The following is a 17,336-nucleotide window of genomic DNA, read 5'->3' on the forward strand; positions in this document are numbered from 1 at the left end:
GTCGGAGACTGACCATGAACCTATCGTTGCGCCGTTTCAGCGTCGCTGCCAGTTGCATGCTGGTGGCCACTCAATTGTGGGCCGCCGAGCCTAACCGTCCTGAATGCATCGCCCCCGCCTCGCCCGGCGGTGGTTTTGACCTGACCTGCAAGCTGGCGCAAAGCGCACTGGTCAACGAGAAAATTCTGACCAAACCGATGCGTGTGACCTACATGCCAGGCGGCGTGGGTGCCGTGGCCTACAACGCGGTCGTCGCCCAGCGCCCTGCGGACGCGGGTACGTTGGTAGCCTGGTCCAGCGGTTCGCTGCTGAATCTGGCGCAAGGCAAGTTCGGTCGTTTCGATGAAAACGCGGTGCGCTGGCTCGCTGCCGTCGGCACCAGCTACGGCGCCATCGCAGTCAAAGCCGATTCGCCTTACAAATCCCTCGACGATCTGGTCAAAGCGCTGAAAGCCGACCCGAGCAAAGTGGTCATCGGCTCCGGCGGCACCGTCGGCAGTCAGGACTGGATGCAGACCGCGCTGATCGCCAAAGCCGCAGGCATCAACCCACGCGACCTGCGTTATGTGGCGCTGGAAGGCGGCGGCGAAATCGCCACGGCCCTGCTCGGCGGCCACATTCAGGTGGGCTCCACCGACATCTCCGACTCCATGCCGCACATCCTCAGCGGCGACATGCGCCTGCTCGCGGTGTTCTCCGAGCAGCGTCTGGACGAGCCGGAAATGAAGAACATTCCCACCGCCAAAGAACAAGGCTATGACATCGTCTGGCCAGTGGTGCGTGGCTTCTACCTTGGCCCGAAAGTGACCGACGAGGAATACAACTGGTGGAAAGCCTCGTTCGACAAGCTGCTGGCCTCGGACGACTTCGCCAAGCTGCGCGACCAGCGTGAGTTGTTCCCGTTCGCCATGACCGGTCCGGAGCTGGACACCTACGTGAAGCAACAAGTCGCCCAATACAAGACGCTGGCCAAGGAATTCGGCCTGATTCAGTAATTGAACCCCTCGGCTGGTTCTCTTTTGACTGACTAAGAGGTTGCGCCGCCTGCGCGGTGGCGCGACCCGGGAGTTTTCCATGGTCTTGCAACGACTGTTCGCCTTCGTGCTGCTGTTGGCCTGTATCGGCCTGGCCCTGATGGCCTGGCCTTATCAGGCCCCGTTTTCCTATGAACCCGTTGGCCCGCGCGCGTTTCCGCTGCTGATGCTGGCGCTGATGGGCATTTCGCTGTTGTACATGCTGTTTCGTCCGACCCCGATCAAGCATTCCGAAGACGAGCCGCCGCTGGACCGTCCGACCCTGATCAAAATCAGCACCTGCACTGCGCTGTTGCTGGTGTTCGCCGGGTTGTTCGAGCCGCTGGGCTTCGTGCTCAGCAGCATCCTGATCGGCATTCCCATGGCGCGGCTGTACGGCGGTCGCTGGCTGCCGAGCATCGTCATCACCACGTTGATGAGCATTTTGCTGTACGTGCTCTTCGACAAAGTGATGGATGTGCCCCTGCCCCTCGGCCTGCTCGACGTTCTGGAGAACTGATATGGATACGCTTGGTTATCTCGGCCAAGGCTTCGGCGTCGCATTGACCCCGTACAACCTGGTCACTGCCCTTTCCGGCACCCTGATCGGCACCATCGTCGGCCTGCTGCCGGGCCTGGGCCCGATCAATGGCGTGGCGCTGTTGATCCCGATTGCCTTCGCCCTGGGCCTGCCGCCGGAGTCGGCGTTGATTCTGTTGGCCGCTGTTTACCTGGGCTGCGAGTACGGCGGGCGCATCAGCTCGATCCTGCTCAACATTCCGGGTGAGGCCTCCACGGTGATGACCGCACTGGACGGCTACCCGATGGCTCGTCAGGGTCTGGCCGGTGTCGCTTTGTCGCTGTCGGCGTGGAGTTCATTCATCGGTGCACTCATCGCCACCTGCGGCATGGTGATGTTCGCCCCGTTGCTGGCCAAATGGGCGATTGCCTTCGGACCGGCGGAGTATTTCGTGTTGATGGTGTTCGCCATTGTCTGCCTCGGCGGCATGGCCGGTGACCGACCACTGAAGACGTTCATTGCAGCATTGATCGGTCTGTTCCTGTCGAGCATCGGCATCGACGCCAACAGCGGCGTGTATCGTTTTACCGGCGACAACATCCATTTGGCCGACGGCATTCAGTTCGTGGTGCTGGTGCTGGGCCTGTTCTCGATCAGCGAAATCCTGCTGTTGCTGGAGAAGACCCATCGCGGCCAGGAAGCGGTCAAGGCCACCGGGCGCATGCTGTTCAACTTCAAGGAAGCCAGTTCGGTTTTCATCGTCAATATTCGCTGCGGCCTCATGGGCTTCATCATGGGTGTGTTGCCGGGTGCAGGCGCGACCCTGGCCAGCGCCGTGACCTACATGACCGAGAAACGCATCGCAGGCGCGAGCGGCAAATTCGGACAGGGCGACATGCGCGGTCTGGCAGCGCCTGAAACCGCGATTGGCGCAACCGCCTGCGGCGCGCTGGTGCCGATGCTGACGCTGGGTGTTCCGGGCTCGGGCACCACCGCAGTGATGATCGGCGCACTGTCGCTGTACAACATCACCCCTGGCCCGCTGCTGTTCCAACAGCAACCGGACATCGTCTGGGGCCTGATTGCCTCGCTGTTCATCGCCAACATCATGCTGGTGATCCTGAATATCCCGATGATCCGCGTCTTCACCCGCATCCTGGCCGTGCCGAACTGGGCGTTGGTGCCGGTGATCGCGATCATCACCGGGATCGGCGTCTACGCCGTGCACGCGACCACCTTCGACCTGTTCCTGATGGTCGGCATCGGCATCTTCGGGTACATCCTGCGCAAGCTGGATTTCCCGCTCTCGCCGATTCTGCTGGGCTTCATCCTCGGCGGTTTGATGGAGCAGAACCTGCGTCGCGCGCTGTCGATCTCCAATGGTTCGATGGACATCCTGTGGTCCAGCCCGATCACCCTCGGCGTGTGGGTCGTGACCCTGTTCATGCTGGTGCTGCCATTGCTGCGCATCTGGCGCAAACGCAGTGTTCAGCGTCGCGCAATGGCCAATGTCTGATCGGCCCTTCAAGACGTGGTGGGGCACACCGCTGGTCGGCCTGCTGGGAGGTTACCTCGCCAGCCAGGTCGGCTGGCCTTTGCCCTGGATGGTCGGCTCGTTGCTGGCGATCATCCTGGTACGCTGCCTCACCCCGTGGCAGCTTGCTGAAATCCCCGGCGGCCGCAAATGCGGCCAATGGGTCGTCGGGATTGGCATCGGCCTGCATTTCACCCCTGTCGTCATCGAACAAGTCGCCTCGCATTTCGGCCTGATCTTCATCGGCGCACTGGTCACCAGCGTATCCAGCGTGGTCGGTGTGTGGTTGATGCTGCGCACTGGCGAAGACCGGGCCACAGCGTTCTTTTCCAGCATGCCCGGCGGCTCGGGGGAGATGGTCAACCTCGGCGCTCGCAATGGCGCAATTCTCAGCAACGTCGCAGCGGGCCAGAGCCTGCGGGTGCTGGCGGTGGTGTTGTGTGTTCCGGCGATCTTCAAATACCTGATGGGCAATGGCAGCCCACCCGCTCACGCGACCGTGGTGGACTGGTCGTGGCTGGCGCTGCTGTTTCCGCTTGGGGCGCTGGTCGCCTGGGGCTGGCAGCGCTTGAAGCAACCCAACCCGTGGTTGTTCGGGCCGTTGCTGGTGAGCGCGATCGTCAGCGTCAGTTTCGATCTGCACACCGGCTTGCCCAACGGCGGCAGCCAGATCGGCCAATGGCTGATCGGCAGTGGTCTGGGCTGTCACTTCAACCGGGCGTTCTTCCGGCGCGCGCCGTCATTCATGGGGCGCACGCTGATTGGCACGGCGCTGACCATGAGCATCGCGGCGCTGTGCGCGTGGATCCTTAGCGCGGCGACGCATCTGGATCTTCGTTCGCTGACGCTGGGAATGATGCCGGGCGGAATTGCCGAAATGAGCCTGACAGCGGAGGTGTTGCAGTTGTCGGTGCCGCTGGTGACGGCGATGCAGGTGATGCGGCTGTTGTTCGTGTTGTTTTTGGCGGAGCCGTTGTTCAGGTATTGGAACAGGTAGATCTGCCCCAAGGCCGCCATGCTGGTGTCGAAAGAGTTTGCTACCATCGATGCCTACGCCAGAGGTGACGCATGCACATTCAGAAACTTCAGATCGAAAACCTGCGATCGTTCAAAAAGACTGACATTGAGTTCAATCTGCCGGACAGCAAAGGCTTGCAGTTTCCGAATGTGAACGTATTGCTCGGTGATAATGGTCTTGGAAAGACAACGGTCCTGCGTGCTGTGGCCCTTGCGATCTTGGGGCCGCTGCTCAGCGGCTCCTCCGGCTACGTACCTGACGGCCTGGTTCGTAAACAGCCCGCCAGGCGCAACGGGAAAATCAATCTGCAAAAAACTGGCGCCACCTCCGTCACTGCCGACTTGATAGCCACCCCAGGCGAGAAGAGCAAAAAAAACTCATCCTGGTCGATGCCAGATCGTTTCTCGATGACCACCGATGTGCGCCTGCTCAACACCATCGAACAGCTCAAGTGGTCGATATCGCCATCAGAAGCAAACGATTCAGCAGAACATATGCAGTTTGACGAGCAAAGTCCGGCCTTTTTTATCGTCGGCTATGGCGCGACACGAAGGGTTGAAGCCTCAAGCCGGGTCGATGAAAGTGCGCGACAGAAATCACGACTGCGTCGATATGAGCGCGTTGCAGGTTTGTTCGAAGATCATTTGTCACTGATGCCGCTTTCCTATTGGCTGCCTGCCTTTGCTGAGGAAAATCCAGGACGGTATAAACAAGTCATCCACCTCATTAACGACCTGCTGCCACCATCGTGTCGGATTCAAGACTTGGCCAGCCAAACGCAGCAAGGCCGTGAACACCTATTTGAAATGAATGAAACCACCCTTCCATTCCGCGCGCTTTCCGATGGATTCAAAGCGTACATCGGCTGGATTGGTGACATGCTCTTTCACATCTGCCAAGGCGTTGCATCAGGGCAGAAATTGCGGCAAACACGCGGTATCGTGATGGTGGATGAAGTTGATCTTCACCTGCACCCCGAGTGGCAACGTACCGTCGTCCCTACACTTGCCGCCGCACTGCCCAACATCCAGTTTATCTTCACCACCCACAGCCCTCTGGTGGTGGGATCGTTGACTTCAGAAAATCTGTTCGTGCTGGATCAGCAAGACCATGCAACCATCATCAAACGCCTGCCCGAAAAGGTTCACGGCAAAAGCTCCGAACAGATCCTGCTGTCACCCTATTTTGGTCTGGACAGTACGCGTAGCGAGGAAACATCAATCGAACTCAATGGTTTGGCAGCCAGCGCAGTTTCCGGCGATGTCGATGCCTCGATTGCCTATCTGAAAATCCTCGCGCAAGGCATCACTCCCGTCGCGAAGCGCAGGAGCCCCTCAAGAACCGCGCGAAATACCCCAGCGTCAGCGACTGCCGATAAGACGATCGCAGCCTCCCGAAAAGCGTCCTCCAAGGGGCCGACAAAATGATTCGCTACCCGATCTCGGAAAGCGAACTGATCAAGCTGATCGACAAGATAAAGCCGGACTGGCGAACCCGCGCTGCATTGGAAACGCAGCGATTTATCGATGCTAAAGACTACCTGGAGGGAAGCGACTTCTGGGGGGAAATCAAAGAAGTCTATATCGATTTGCAGTACGAGAAGTGCGCTTATTGCGAAACGAAGCTACAAGGCAAATCGCTGGCGAGCAAAGTGCATGAGGTCGAACATTTTCGCCCTAAAAGTAGTATTAAGGTCTGGCCGAATCCCAAAAGCAAACGGTGGAAGTTGTTCAAACCCAGCTGGGTTACAGGCGCAGCAAGCAAGACCGGCTATTTTCGGCTTACCTACCATCCGCTTAACTATGCAATCGCCTGTACACGTTGCAACTCGACGCTGAAATCCAACTATTTCCCGATTAAAGGGAAAAGAGACCTGCTGAGTGCTCACCCTGTAAACATGCAGTCAGAGTCTCAATTGCTGCTTTACCCCATTTCATCGGTTGATATTGATGCTCCGGAAGACATCATCAGCTTCGACGGAGTGCTGGCCGTCCCGGCGCATGACAGTGGTTCAAAGTATGAACGTGCGGTCACCAACATCGAGTTCTTTCAACTCAATCACCAAGATCTGACAACAAGGCGCGGAAAAGCGATTTTGGGACTTTGGACTGCCCTGATGTTGGCCAAGCAACCTGGTCAGGAGGAATTCGCCAATAGCATGATCAATATGCTGTGCAGCCCTGAAAACGAGTTCAGCGCATGCTTGTGTGCTTTTCGAACACTTTTTTCAAGAAACTTCGTGAAGGCGCAGCAGATCCAAAACTTGCTTGCTGAGGCGCTGCTCAAGGAGCGGGCGGAATAGGGGCGAAAATCGCCCCGCCTCGAGAGAGGTCAAACACTCATCGGCAACCGCCACTCAATCGGCGTCAGGCCATTCTGTTGCAAAAACTTGTTCGCCATTCCGAAGTGTCCACAGCCCAAGAAGCCTTTATAGGCCGATAACGGCGATGGGTGCACGGAGGTGAGGATCAGGTGTTTCGAAGCATCAATCAGCTTTTTCTTGCTCTGCGCGTGCGATCCCCATAGCAGGAACACCAGATGTGGTCGTTGGGCGCTGACGGTCTCGATAATCCTGTCGGTGAAATGCTGCCAGCCCTTGCCCGCGTGCGAAGCCGCGTTGGCGCGCTCGACGGTCAGGGTGGTGTTGAGCATCAGCACACCCTGATCGGCCCACGATTGCAGGTAGCCGTGGTTGGGGATGTCGATGTTCAGGTCGCGCTTGAGCTCTTTATAGATGTTGACCAGCGATGGCGGCGCAGGCACGCCCGGCTGGACAGAGAAGCACAAACCGTGAGCCTGTCCGGGGCCGTGATACGGGTCTTGGCCGAGGATGACCACTTTTACGTTGTCCAGCGGCGTCGAATTCATGGCGTTGAAAATCAACGGCCCCGGCGGATAAATCTCTTTGCCAGCCGCGTGTTCCTGGCGCAGAAACTCGCGCAACTCGCCCATGTAGGGCTTTTCAAATTCCTCGCGAAGCGCCTGTTTCCAACTGGGCTCAAGTTTGATGCGGTCGTCGTCAGTCATGGTCATATCCGGAAAAACAATGCGCGGACTTTAGGGGGTCAAGCCAATTATTTCCAGCGCAGCACGCCCCGGCTTTCCTACACTCCAGTGCATCGACTGATTGCAACTTCCCGGCAACGGCTCGACTCACAGCCGTGTTGGATGCCTGTCTCACACACACGAGGTCACGATGAATCTGCACTTCGAAGAGTTGACCGGAGCCGACGGCGCCCGCTTGGGCATCGCCACACTGGATGCGGAAAAATCACTGAATGCGCTGTCACTGCCGATGATTCTGGCGTTACAGGATCGCCTGGATGCCTGGGCCAGCGATCCACAGATCGTCTGCGTTTTGCTGCGAGGCAACGGCGAAAAAGCCTTTTGCGCAGGGGGCGATGTGCGGGCGTTGGTGGAAGCGGGTCGCAATACCCCCGGAAAAGCCCCACCGTTGGCGGCACAATTTTTCGCAGCGGAATATCGGCTGGATTACAAGCTGCACACCTATCCAAAACCGCTGATTTGCTGGGGCCACGGCTATGTGCTGGGCGGTGGTATGGGGCTGCTGCAAGGCGCCAGTATTCGTGTGGTCACGCCTAGCAGTCGGTTGGCGATGCCCGAAATTAACATCGGCCTTTACCCCGACGTCGGCGCCAGTTGGTTTCTGTCTCGGTTGCCCGGCAAGTTGGGGCTGTTCCTTGGCCTGACCGGCTCGCACATCAACGGTCGCGATGCACTGGATCTGGACTTGGCGGATCGCTTCCTGCTCGATGATCAGCAAGATGAAATGATCGACCGGCTGCTGCAGTTGAACTGGCAAGAGCAGACCGCGGTGCAACTCAACAGCCTGTTCAAAGCGTTGCAACAGGAGGCCATTGGGCAATTGCCTCCTGCGCAATGGTTGCCGCGTCGTCAGTTGATCGACGAGTTACTGGACGTCGCCGACATTCCCTGTGCCTGGAACGCGCTCAAACACCAGTTGCACGCGCAGGACGCCTTGATCGCCAAAGCGGCCAAGACTCTCACTGAGGGCTGCCCGATGACAGCCAGACTGGTGTGGGAGCAGATCGAGCGGGCGCGGCATTTGTCACTCGCTGAAGTCTTCCAGATGGAATACACCATGAGCCTTAATTGCTGTCGCCATCCGGATTTCAATGAAGGGGTCAGGGCGAGGCTGATCGACAAGGACCACGCACCCCGCTGGCACTGGCAGGATGTGGCGAAGATTCCCCTCGCAGTAGTGGATGCGCATTTTGAGAAGGCGTGGGAGGGACGGCATCCGCTGGCGGATCTTTCTGCTTATTGATCCGCCACCCGCCTACAAAGAACTGCGGCAGGATCATACAAAACGGCGCTCCGAGGAGCGCCGCTGTCGTTTGCCTTAGCGATTGCCGCCACCCGGTCCGCCATGCCCGCCGCGGCCAAAATTACCGTCCTGACGGAAATTGCCAGACGGCCTTCCGGGTGGAGGACCGCCTCCGCCCGGACCGCCGTGGTTGCCATTCCAGCCCGGCCCCGGACCGCCAGGTCTCGGACCGGGACCGGGAGGTGGCGGTCTGTAACCCGAGCCGCCGTTCCAGTGACCGCCGCCATAGCCAGGACGTGGACCGCCGTAGCCGGGTCCAGGGCCGTAATAACGTGGGGGCGGCGCGTAATACCGGGGCGGTGAATAGTAGCGCGGCGCCGAGTAATAACGCGGCGATGAGTAGTAAACCGATGCCCCGTAGTAGCCGGTCGGCCCATAAGGGCGATAGCCGTCATACACGTACCCGCTGCTGTAGCCACTGCTATAGACCGGCTGCGTGTAGCTCTCTGATTCGTAATAGCCTCCGTAACACCCGGCAAGAGTAGATGTCACCAAAACAGTCATCAAAACGGTACGCAAGCTTCGTCGATACATGGCGGCCTCCTGGACCGCGATAGAGCTCAAACCAGCGGCGCTGGTCGGCGTTCTCACAACTGCCGAGAACACCTTTTCAGACTGCAAAATCCCGTCCGAGTGCCCTGATCCAAACCCCAACTGCCGGACGGCGCCCCGCAACGGTGCACGTTGATGGCCTGAAAAAACCGGCGATTACGCGGCAGCCCTCAGCCCACAAGGTTTGCAACAACTTGGCACGCCTCTCGCTTTGGAAAGCAATGTGCAGGAGTCAACTCAGGTTCGCGGCACCACAATTTGCAATAGCCGACTAGGGTTCCGGCCCGCTTGAACGAGCGGGTGGCTGGTCCGAGAGTCGGCGACCTCCAGTAGAGGTTACACGGCGGGATAAAAGCCCGGGAGACAGGACACCAGTGGTGTCGCCGTGCTCCTGACCGCCCCTTTTTCGCTACTGGAGGTTCATCAATGCAGAAGTCCCGTCTATCCGCCCTGCTCGCCGCAGGTCTCTTCGCCGCCCTCAGCCTCTCAGCCAACGCCGCCCCGAAAAAAGACTTCGATGTCTGCTGGACCATTTACGCCGGCTGGATGCCGTGGGAATACGCAGGCACTCAAGGCATCGTCGACAAGTGGGCCAAGAAGTACGGCATCAACATCAAGGTCACTCAGCTCAACGACTACGTCGAATCGATCAACCAGTACACCGCTGGCCAGTTCGACGGCTGCACCATGACCAACATGGACGCCCTGACCATTCCGGCCGCAGGCGGCGTGGAAAGCACTGCGCTGGTGGTCAGCGATTTCTCCAACGGCAACGACGGCATCGTGCTCAAGGGAGAAGGCAAGAAAGTCGCCGACCTCAAGGGTATGGACGTCAATCTGGTGGAGCTGTCGGTGTCCCACTACCTGCTGGCCCGAGCGCTGGACTCGGTGGACCTGACCGAGAAAGACCTGAAAGTCGTCAACACCTCCGACGCCGACATCGCCGCCGCTTTCAATACCGATCAGGTCAAGGCCGTGACCACCTGGAACCCCATGCTCTCGGAAATCAAGGCCAAGCCTGGCGTCACCGAGGTGTTCGACTCCAGCAAGATCCCTGGTGAAATCATGGACATGATGGTGGTCAACACCCAGACCCTCAAAGACAACCCAGCCTTGGGCAAAGCCCTGACCGGCGCCTGGTTCGAAGTGGTCGCGCTGATGAACGCCAAGAACGCCCAATCCAGGGAAGCACTGGAGCACATGGCCAAAGCCTCGGGCACCGACCTCGCCGGTTTCCAGTCGCAACTGGACACCACCAAGCTGTTCGCCACGCCTAAAGAAGCGCTGGACTTCGCCACCAGCAAACAACTGCCGACCACCATGCGCAAAGTCGCGGACTTCTCCTTTGAGCATGGCCTGCTCGGCGAGGGCGCCAAGGATTCCAGCGCCGTGGGCATGACCTTCGCGGGCGGCGTGACCGAAGGCGACAAAGGCAACCTCAAGCTGCACTTCGACCCGAGCTACGTGCAGATGGCTGCTGACGGCAAGTTGTAAACATCCGCTTCATACAGGTTATTTGAGATGCGCTTAATAAACCGCCGTCCGGATGGAGCCAGCCGCCTGATTCTGGTGATCCTGCCGTTCGCCCTGTTGCTGTTTGCCTACTTCACAGGCTCGGCCACGCGGCTGACGGAGAATCCCAACGACAAGCTGCTGCCCAGCGCCGTGCAGATGATCGACGCGATCAAACGTGTGGCGATCATTCCCGATCAACGCACCGGCGAATACCTGCTCTGGCAAGACACCGGCTCCAGCCTGCAACGCCTGGCCATTGGTCTGGCGATCAGTGCTGTGGTGGGGCTGTGTCTGGGCATCGCGTCGGGTGTGCTGCCGCTGTTCGGTGCGCCGCTGTCGCCCTTGCTGACTGTGCTGTCGATGGTGCCGCCGCTGGCGATTCTGCCGATCCTGTTCATCGTCTTCGGGCTGGGCGAGTTGTCGAAGGTGATGCTGATCGTGATCGGCATCACCCCGGTGCTGGCCCGCGATCTGGAACAACGTGCTCGGGAAATTCCGGTCGAATTGCTGATCAAGGCGCAGACACTGGGGGCTTCGACCTGGACGCTGATTCTGCGCGTGGCGCTGCCGCAACTGTTGCCACGCCTGCTGATTTCGCTGCGGCTGGTGCTGGGTTCGGCGTGGTTGTTTCTGATCGCCGCCGAGGCCATCGCGTCCACGGACGGTCTGGGTTACCGGATCTTCCTGGTGCGCCGTTATCTGGCGATGGACATGATCCTGCCCTACGTGGTCTGGATCACCCTCCTCGCCTGGCTGATGGACTGGGGCCTGAAAGCGCTGACCCGCAAGGCATTCCCTTGGTATGAAGGGGCGCGCCCATGAGCTTCATTTCGGTCAATAACGTCTGGCAACAGTATGGCGATCAGGTGGTGCTGGAAGGCCTCAATCTGAGCATTGCCGAGGGCGAGTTCTGCACACTGGTCGGCGCATCGGGCTGCGGCAAGTCGACCTTTCTGCGCCTTTTGCTGGGCCAGGAAACGCCGAGCAAGGGGACGATCCTGCTCGACGGTCAGCCGCTGGCCAAAGAACCGGACGCCAGCCGTGGCGTGGTGTTTCAGCGTTATTCGGTGTTCCCGCACCTGTCGGTGCTGGACAACGTCGCGCTGGGCCTTGAACTGCCGCGCTCGGCGTTGTTCGGTCGGCTGTTCGGCAAAGCCAAGCGTGAAGCGCGGGAGCAAGCGGCCGCGCTGCTGCACAAGGTCGGTCTGGGTCACGCGCGGGACAAGTACCCGACGCAGCTTTCCGGCGGCATGCAACAACGTCTGGCCATCGCACAGGCGCTGATCATGAAGCCTCGCGTGTTGCTGCTGGACGAGCCATTCGGCGCACTCGATCCCGGCATCCGCAAAGACATGCACGCCCTGCTGCTGGAGCTGTGGCGCGAAACCCAACTGACGGTGTTCATGGTCACGCACGACCTGTCCGAAGGCTTCAACCTTGGTACGCGCCTGATGGTCTTCGACAAGGTCCGCCACGACCCACACGCCCCCGGTGCCTATGGCGCCCGTATCACTTACGACATTCCCCTGAACAGCGATCGTCGCGCCGCCCGCGCGGCTATTGAATCGCTGCAATCGGCTTGAAGGATTTCGACATGACTGATTCAACTGCTGTATTCCCGGTGTTCGCCGAAGACCTGCTGCCCGGTGGCGGTCACCTGTCGTTCGTGCTCAAACGCGGCGAACTGCTGCGCCTGGCCGATCTGAACGGCAACGCCAACGTCAGCCTGACGATGTTCAACGCTCATGAAAAAACCGAGCGTCTGAACCTGCCCGACAGCCTCAAATGCCAACACACCGCCAAGCTCACCAGCGGCCATTGCCTGTACTCGGACATGGGCCGCGTGCTGGCGGCAATCACGGCCGACACCTGTGGCTGGAGCGACAGCATTGGCGGCGTGTTGTGTGCCGAAGAGGTCACAGAAAAATACGGCCAGGGTCGTTATCAGGAACTGCGAAACGGCTTCTTCCGCAATGGCGCCGACAACCTGCTGGTGGAAATGGGCAAATGGGGACTGGGTCTGTCCGACCTGTTGATGACCCTGAACCTGTTCAGCCGGGTCAACGTCGACGATCACGGTGCGCTGGCCTTTGTGCCCGGCAACTCGAAAGCCGGTGATTACATCGAGCTGTACGCGCCGATGGACACGCTGGTGGTGCTCACGGCCCTGCAACACCCCATGGACCCGAACCCTGAGTACGCGCCACAGCCGGTCAAGCTGAGCTGGATGAAGGCCGACGCCAGCGTCGCCGAGCACTGCCGTACGTCCCGCGAAGAAAACGTGCGCGGTTTCATCAACACCGACCGTCTGTTCGCCTGAGGAGGCCTGCCATGAGCGCCGTACACACAACAGCACCTGTTTCCATCACCCACATTCCTGCGGGCGAGCCTTCGCTGACCGAACTCAAGGCCGGGCAAACCCTGCGCCTGCTGGATCTGGAAGGCAATCAGGCGGTCGACACGCTGTTCTACAGCCTGGCCAACCCACGCGAGCGTTATGACGTACAACGCACCTTACGCAAGCAGAACAACGTCTACCTGAGCAAAGGCAGCGTCCTGTATTCCAACCTTGGCAAGCCGATGCTGACCATCGTCGAAGACACCTGCGGGCGTCACGACACGTTGGGCGGCGCCTGCGCGCAGGAAAGCAACACCGTGCGTTACGCACTGGAAAAACGCCACATGCACAGTTGCCGCGACAACTACCTGCGCGCCTGCGCCCACGACGGTCGACTGGGCAAACGCGACATCAGCCCGAACATCAACTTCTTCATGAACGTGCCGGTGACTGCCGAAGGCGGCCTGACCTTTGAAGACGGGATTTCCGGTGCCGGAAAATACGTCGAACTGCGCGCAGAAATGGACGTGATCGTGCTGATCTCCAACTGTCCGCAACTGAACAACCCGTGCAACGGCTACAACCCGACGCCGGCAGAGTTGCTGGTGTGGGATTAATCGCCTCGCGCTGCCTGAATTGAAGTTTTGGCGCGAGGGACGGCCTTCGCGCAACGCGTACAACAGCGGGACGGCCCGCTACCCGATGCGGGATCGAAGCATACGATCCCTGGGGTAAAAACCATGTTCGATAAACTGCTGATCGCCAACCGCGGCGCCATTGCCTGCCGCATCCTGCGTACCCTGCGAGCCTTGAATGTCGAGGGCGTGGCGGTCTATTCCGAAGCCGATGCCGCCAGCCTGCACATTCTCGAAGCGGATCAGGCCCACAGCCTCGGTGAAGGCGGCGCGGCGGGGACTTATCTCGCGGTGGACAAGATCCTCGCCATCGCTCAAGCCAGCGGCGCCAAGGCGATCCACCCGGGCTACGGCTTTCTGTCGGAAAACGCCGCGTTCGCTCAAGCATGCGAGGACGCGGGCATTGCGTTCGTTGGCCCGACACCCGAGCAACTGCGGGTGTTCGGCCTCAAGCACACGGCCCGCGCACTGGCCAAACAGCACGGCGTGCCAATGCTGGAAGGCACCGAGTTGCTGGACAGCGTCGAAGCCGCCTTGAGCGCAGCCGAATCCATCGGCTACCCGGTGATGCTGAAAAGCACGGCGGGCGGCGGCGGCATCGGCATGCGCGTGTGCCGCAGCGCCAGCGAACTGAGTGAATCGTTCGAAGCCGTGAAGCGCTTGGGGCAGAACAATTTCAGCGACGCGGGCGTGTTCATCGAGAAGTACATTCAGCGCGCTCGTCACCTTGAAGTGCAGGTGTTCGGCGATGGTCGCGGCGAAGTGATCGCCCTTGGCGTGCGGGACTGCTCGGTGCAGCGCCGCAACCAGAAAGTCCTTGAAGAAACCCCGGCGCCGAACCTGCCTGACGGCATGGCCGATGAGCTGTGCGCAGCGGCGATCAAGCTGGCGAAAGCAGTCAGTTATCGCAGCGCCGGGACCGTGGAGTTCGTGTTCGACAGTGACGATCAGCGGTTCTATTTCCTTGAAGTGAACACCCGCCTGCAGGTCGAGCACGGCGTGACCGAGCAGGTCTGGGGCGTGGATCTGGTGAGCTGGATGGTGCAATTGGCCGCCGGTGATCTTCCGCCGCTGGCCGAGCTGTACGCCGGTTTGAAGCCTGAAGGCCATTCGATTCAGGCGCGCCTGTATGCCGAAGATCCGGGGCGGGATTTCCAGCCGAGTCCGGGCTTGCTGACATCTGTGAACTTCCCTGCTGCCGATGGCAAACGCCTGCGCATCGACACGTGGGTCGAGGCCGGTTGTGAGATTCCGCCGTTCTTCGATCCGATGATTGCCAAGGTGATCACATGGGCGCCGGATCGAGCCTCTGCGGCGCAAGCGCTGGAGCAAGCGTTGGGCGAGAGCCGTTTGTATGGCGTTGAGACCAATCGCGATTACCTGCGGCAGATCATCAACGATGCGCCGTTCGCCAGCGGCCAGCCGTGGACCCGTTGCCTTGAGGGGCTGGTGTATCACGCTGACACCTTCGAAGTGTTGAGCGGTGGCACGCAGACCAGCGTGCAGGATTATCCGGGGCGCCTCGGCTATTGGGCCGTTGGCGTGCCGCCGTCGGGGCCGATGGACAGTCGCTCGCTGCGTCTGGGCAATCAGTTGCTCGGTAATCCGGAAGGTTGCGCCGCCTTGGAAATCACCATGACCGGGCCGACCTTGCGCTTCAACACTGACGCCGTGGTGGCCGTGACGGGCGCTGTGATTCCGCTGAATATCGATGGCCAAGCGCAGCCCATGAATCAATCGCTGCTGGTCAAAGCAGGCTCGACCCTGACCTTGGGCACCATCGCTGGGGCCGGTGCACGCAGCTATTTGTGCCTGCGTGGCGGGCTGGATGTGCCGGATTATCTGGGCAGCAAAAGTACCTTCACTTTAGGTCAGTTCGGCGGGCATGGCGGTCGTGCCTTGCGCGCGGGTGATGTGCTGCATGTCGCGCCGCTGGCCGAGCGCAGCGCTGGTCAGTCATTGGCCGCTGAACAGCTCGCCGAGTTGCCCGCTGTGCGCAACATTCGGGTGATTTACGGCCCCCATGGCGCGCCGGAATATTTCACCGAAGCCTACATCGAGACGTTCTTCGCCACCGACTGGGAAGTGCATTTCAACTCCAGCCGCACGGGCGTGCGCCTGATCGGGCCGAAGCCGGAATGGGTACGTGCCGATGGGGGTGAGGCCGGGCTGCACCCTTCGAACATTCACGACAACCCTTATGCGATTGGCGCGGTGGACTTTACCGGCGACATGCCGGTGATCCTCGGGCCGGATGGGCCGAGCCTGGGTGGGTTCGTGTGCCCGGTGACGATTATCGAGGCGGATCTTTGGCAGTTGGGGCAGTTGAAGGCGGGGGACAAAGTCAGGTTTCATCCCGTGACGGTTGAGGCAGCAAGAGCACTGATGTCATCTCGGAGCGAATTCATTCGTGATGCAGGAACCTCGGTCGCCAGTCAGTCCCTCTCGCGAATAAATTCGCTCCCACAAGGGATCTCTGTTGCTTCTCCGATTGTGCTGGACATCGGCACCGACAACACCCGCCTCGTCGCCCGCCTCTCCGGCGACACCCACCTGCTGCTGGAAATCGGCGCGCCGGAACTCGATCTGGTTCTGCGCTTCCGTGGCCATGCGCTGATGCAGGCCCTGGAAAATAAAGCCCTCAAGGGCGTGATCGATCTCACCCCCGGCATCCGTTCGCTGCAAGTGCATTACCAGCCAGAGCAACTGCCGCTGGCCGATCTGCTGACCCTCGTCGCCGGTGAATGGGACGCGGTGTGCGCCAGCAAGAATCTGGAAGTGCCCTCGCGCATCGTGCATTTGCCGCTGTCCTGGGACGACCCGGCCTGTCAGTTGGCCATCGAGAAATACATGACCACCGTGCGCAAGGATGCGCCATGGTGCCCGAGCAATCTGGAGTTCATCCGCCGCATCAACGACCTGCCGAATCTGGACGAAGTGCAACGCACGGTGTTCGACGCCAGCTATCTGGTGATGGGCCTGGGCGACGTGTACCTCGGCGCGCCAGTGGCCACGCCGCTCGATCCACGCCATCGTCTGGTGACCACCAAATACAACCCGGCGCGTACGTGGACTGCCGAGAACTCGGTGGGCATCGGCGGCGCCTACATGTGCGTCTACGGCATGGAAGGCCCCGGCGGTTATCAGTTCGTCGGCCGCACATTGCAGATGTGGAACCGCTATCGCGCCGTCGAAGCGTTCGATGGCAAACCGTGGCTATTGCGGTTCTTCGATCAGATTCGCTTCTACCCGGTCAGCGCCGACGAACTGTTGAAGATCCGTCGCGACTTTCCGTTGGGCCGCTACCCGCTGCACATCGAACAGAGCACGCTGAATCTGGCGAACTACCAAGGGTTTCTGGCAAAGGAGGCCGATAGCATCGCGGCGTTCCGCGCGCAACAGCAAAGCGCCTTCAACGCCGAGCGCGAACGCTGGATCGCCAACGGTCAGGCCACCTTCGAAAGTGACGAAACCGTTGCCGATGCGGCCGAAGAAGGGGCCTTGCAGCCAGGTGAAACCAGTATCGACAGCCACATCGCCGGTAATCTCTGGCAGGTGCAGGTCGAAGTCGGACAACGCGTCGAGGCGGGGGAAACGCTGGTGATTCTGGAGTCGATGAAAATGGAGATCCCGGTGATCGCCCCCGTGGCGGGCCTGGTTCGGGAAGTCCGTGTTCAGCCCGGTTCTGCCGTGCGCGCCGGACAACGCGTTGTGGTGCTGGCCAGCGAAAGCTGAGCCCTGCGGAGGGCGGCGCTCATGGTGCCGCCCTTTCAACACCCAGACACAAATCGCATCGTCAATGGCGGTATATAGATACGGCTCTTTGGACGCTCGAACGCGAG

15 protein-coding genes and 1 riboswitch are annotated in these 17,336 nt (G+C 60.2%); of the genes, 13 read left to right on the forward strand and 2 right to left on the reverse strand.

Annotation, left to right across the window (positions count from 1 at the left end; genetic code table 11):
- Positions 1-8: 8 nt before the first annotated feature.
- The 6 genes from ACI5GA_RS10565 (at position 9) to ACI5GA_RS10590 (ending at position 6,387) form a co-directional block, all read left to right on the forward strand.
- Positions 9-995 (forward strand): Bug family tripartite tricarboxylate transporter substrate binding protein, encoded by a 987-nt coding sequence (locus ACI5GA_RS10565; RefSeq protein WP_404636261.1) that lies wholly within the window; start codon positions 9-11, stop codon positions 993-995.
- Positions 996-1,074: 79 nt separating this feature from the next.
- Positions 1,075-1,533 (forward strand): tripartite tricarboxylate transporter TctB family protein, encoded by a 459-nt coding sequence (locus ACI5GA_RS10570; RefSeq protein WP_404636019.1) that lies wholly within the window; start codon positions 1,075-1,077, stop codon positions 1,531-1,533.
- Between the two features lies 1 nt (position 1,534).
- Positions 1,535-3,049, forward strand: coding sequence for a tripartite tricarboxylate transporter permease (locus ACI5GA_RS10575; RefSeq protein WP_404636017.1), 1,515 nt, complete (start codon positions 1,535-1,537; stop codon positions 3,047-3,049).
- Entirely contained in the window at positions 3,042-4,064 is a 1,023-nt protein-coding gene (locus tag ACI5GA_RS10580; RefSeq protein ID WP_421422739.1) for an AbrB family transcriptional regulator, read from the forward strand. The genes ACI5GA_RS10575 and ACI5GA_RS10580 overlap by 8 nt, the downstream gene beginning before the upstream one ends.
- 71 nt (positions 4,065-4,135) lie before the next feature.
- Positions 4,136-5,512, forward strand: coding sequence for an AAA family ATPase (locus ACI5GA_RS10585; RefSeq protein WP_421422740.1), 1,377 nt, complete (start codon positions 4,136-4,138; stop codon positions 5,510-5,512).
- Complete coding sequence (locus ACI5GA_RS10590; RefSeq protein WP_421422741.1) at positions 5,509-6,387, forward strand: hypothetical protein; 879 nt, start codon at positions 5,509-5,511, stop codon at positions 6,385-6,387. The genes ACI5GA_RS10585 and ACI5GA_RS10590 overlap by 4 nt, the downstream gene beginning before the upstream one ends.
- Positions 6,388-6,416: 29 nt before the next feature.
- On the opposite strand, the gene ung is transcribed toward ACI5GA_RS10590, so the two are convergent.
- A complete protein-coding gene (gene ung / locus ACI5GA_RS10595) occupies positions 6,417-7,112 on the reverse strand; it encodes a uracil-DNA glycosylase (protein ID WP_404636009.1) in 696 nt (231 codons plus the stop codon).
- A 169-nt stretch (positions 7,113-7,281) separates the two neighbouring features.
- Here ung and ACI5GA_RS10600 point away from each other — a divergent pair, with 169 nt between their 5' ends.
- Complete coding sequence (locus tag ACI5GA_RS10600) at positions 7,282-8,394, forward strand: enoyl-CoA hydratase/isomerase family protein (RefSeq protein WP_404636007.1); 1,113 nt, start codon at positions 7,282-7,284, stop codon at positions 8,392-8,394.
- Between the two features lie 75 nt (positions 8,395-8,469).
- Here the strand turns inward: ACI5GA_RS10600 and ACI5GA_RS10605 are convergent, their stop codons facing one another.
- Positions 8,470-8,946 (reverse strand): hypothetical protein, encoded by a 477-nt coding sequence (locus tag ACI5GA_RS10605; RefSeq protein WP_421422742.1) that lies wholly within the window; start codon positions 8,944-8,946, stop codon positions 8,470-8,472.
- A 320-nt stretch (positions 8,947-9,266) separates the two neighbouring features.
- Positions 9,267-9,371, forward strand: a riboswitch (guanidine-I (ykkC/yxkD leader).
- A 61-nt stretch (positions 9,372-9,432) separates the two neighbouring features.
- Here ACI5GA_RS10605 and ACI5GA_RS10610 point away from each other — a divergent pair.
- The 6 genes from ACI5GA_RS10610 (at position 9,433) to uca (ending at position 17,229) form a co-directional block, all read left to right on the forward strand.
- Positions 9,433-10,500, forward strand: coding sequence for a putative urea ABC transporter substrate-binding protein (locus ACI5GA_RS10610; protein ID WP_404636003.1), 1,068 nt, complete (start codon positions 9,433-9,435; stop codon positions 10,498-10,500).
- Positions 10,501-10,527: 27 nt separating this feature from the next.
- On the forward strand, positions 10,528-11,343 hold the full coding sequence (locus ACI5GA_RS10615) for an ABC transporter permease (RefSeq protein ID WP_404636001.1): 816 nt from the start codon (positions 10,528-10,530) through the stop codon (positions 11,341-11,343).
- Positions 11,340-12,104: an ABC transporter ATP-binding protein gene (locus ACI5GA_RS10620; RefSeq protein WP_421422743.1), complete on the forward strand. Its 765-nt coding sequence runs from the start codon at positions 11,340-11,342 to the stop codon at positions 12,102-12,104. Before ACI5GA_RS10615 ends, ACI5GA_RS10620 begins: the two co-directional genes overlap by 4 nt.
- An 11-nt stretch (positions 12,105-12,115) precedes the next feature.
- Positions 12,116-12,841 carry an urea amidolyase associated protein UAAP1 gene (locus ACI5GA_RS10625; RefSeq protein ID WP_421422744.1) on the forward strand — a complete coding sequence of 242 codons (726 nt, stop codon included), beginning with the start codon at positions 12,116-12,118 and terminating at the stop codon, positions 12,839-12,841.
- A gap of 11 nt (positions 12,842-12,852) precedes the next feature.
- Complete coding sequence (locus ACI5GA_RS10630) at positions 12,853-13,476, forward strand: urea amidolyase associated protein UAAP2 (protein WP_404635995.1); 624 nt, start codon at positions 12,853-12,855, stop codon at positions 13,474-13,476.
- A gap of 123 nt (positions 13,477-13,599) precedes the next feature.
- Positions 13,600-17,229: an urea carboxylase gene (gene uca, locus ACI5GA_RS10635; protein WP_421422745.1), complete on the forward strand. Its 3,630-nt coding sequence runs from the start codon at positions 13,600-13,602 to the stop codon at positions 17,227-17,229.
- Positions 17,230-17,336: the final 107 nt, after the last annotated feature.

Source organism: Pseudomonas sp. Pseu.R1 (assembly GCF_045764065.1).
GTDB lineage: Bacteria > Pseudomonadota > Gammaproteobacteria > Pseudomonadales > Pseudomonadaceae > Aquipseudomonas.

Coding starts and splice junctions, on each gene's coding strand:
- ACI5GA_RS10570 (WP_404636019.1), top strand. CDS start 1,075: ATGGTCTTGCAACGACTGTTCGCCTTCGTGCTGCTGTTGGCCTGTATC.
- ACI5GA_RS10575 (WP_404636017.1), top strand. CDS start 1,535: ATGGATACGCTTGGTTATCTCGGCCAAGGCTTCGGCGTCGCATTGACC.
- ACI5GA_RS10580 (WP_421422739.1), top strand. CDS start 3,042: ATGTCTGATCGGCCCTTCAAGACGTGGTGGGGCACACCGCTGGTCGGC.
- ACI5GA_RS10585 (WP_421422740.1), top strand. CDS start 4,136: ATGCACATTCAGAAACTTCAGATCGAAAACCTGCGATCGTTCAAAAAG.
- ACI5GA_RS10590 (WP_421422741.1), top strand. CDS start 5,509: ATGATTCGCTACCCGATCTCGGAAAGCGAACTGATCAAGCTGATCGAC.
- ung (WP_404636009.1), bottom strand. CDS start 7,112: ATGACTGACGACGACCGCATCAAACTTGAGCCCAGTTGGAAACAGGCG.
- ACI5GA_RS10600 (WP_404636007.1), top strand. CDS start 7,282: ATGAATCTGCACTTCGAAGAGTTGACCGGAGCCGACGGCGCCCGCTTG.
- ACI5GA_RS10610 (WP_404636003.1), top strand. CDS start 9,433: ATGCAGAAGTCCCGTCTATCCGCCCTGCTCGCCGCAGGTCTCTTCGCC.
- ACI5GA_RS10615 (WP_404636001.1), top strand. CDS start 10,528: ATGCGCTTAATAAACCGCCGTCCGGATGGAGCCAGCCGCCTGATTCTG.
- ACI5GA_RS10620 (WP_421422743.1), top strand. CDS start 11,340: ATGAGCTTCATTTCGGTCAATAACGTCTGGCAACAGTATGGCGATCAG.
- ACI5GA_RS10625 (WP_421422744.1), top strand. CDS start 12,116: ATGACTGATTCAACTGCTGTATTCCCGGTGTTCGCCGAAGACCTGCTG.
- ACI5GA_RS10630 (WP_404635995.1), top strand. CDS start 12,853: ATGAGCGCCGTACACACAACAGCACCTGTTTCCATCACCCACATTCCT.
- uca (WP_421422745.1), top strand. CDS start 13,600: ATGTTCGATAAACTGCTGATCGCCAACCGCGGCGCCATTGCCTGCCGC.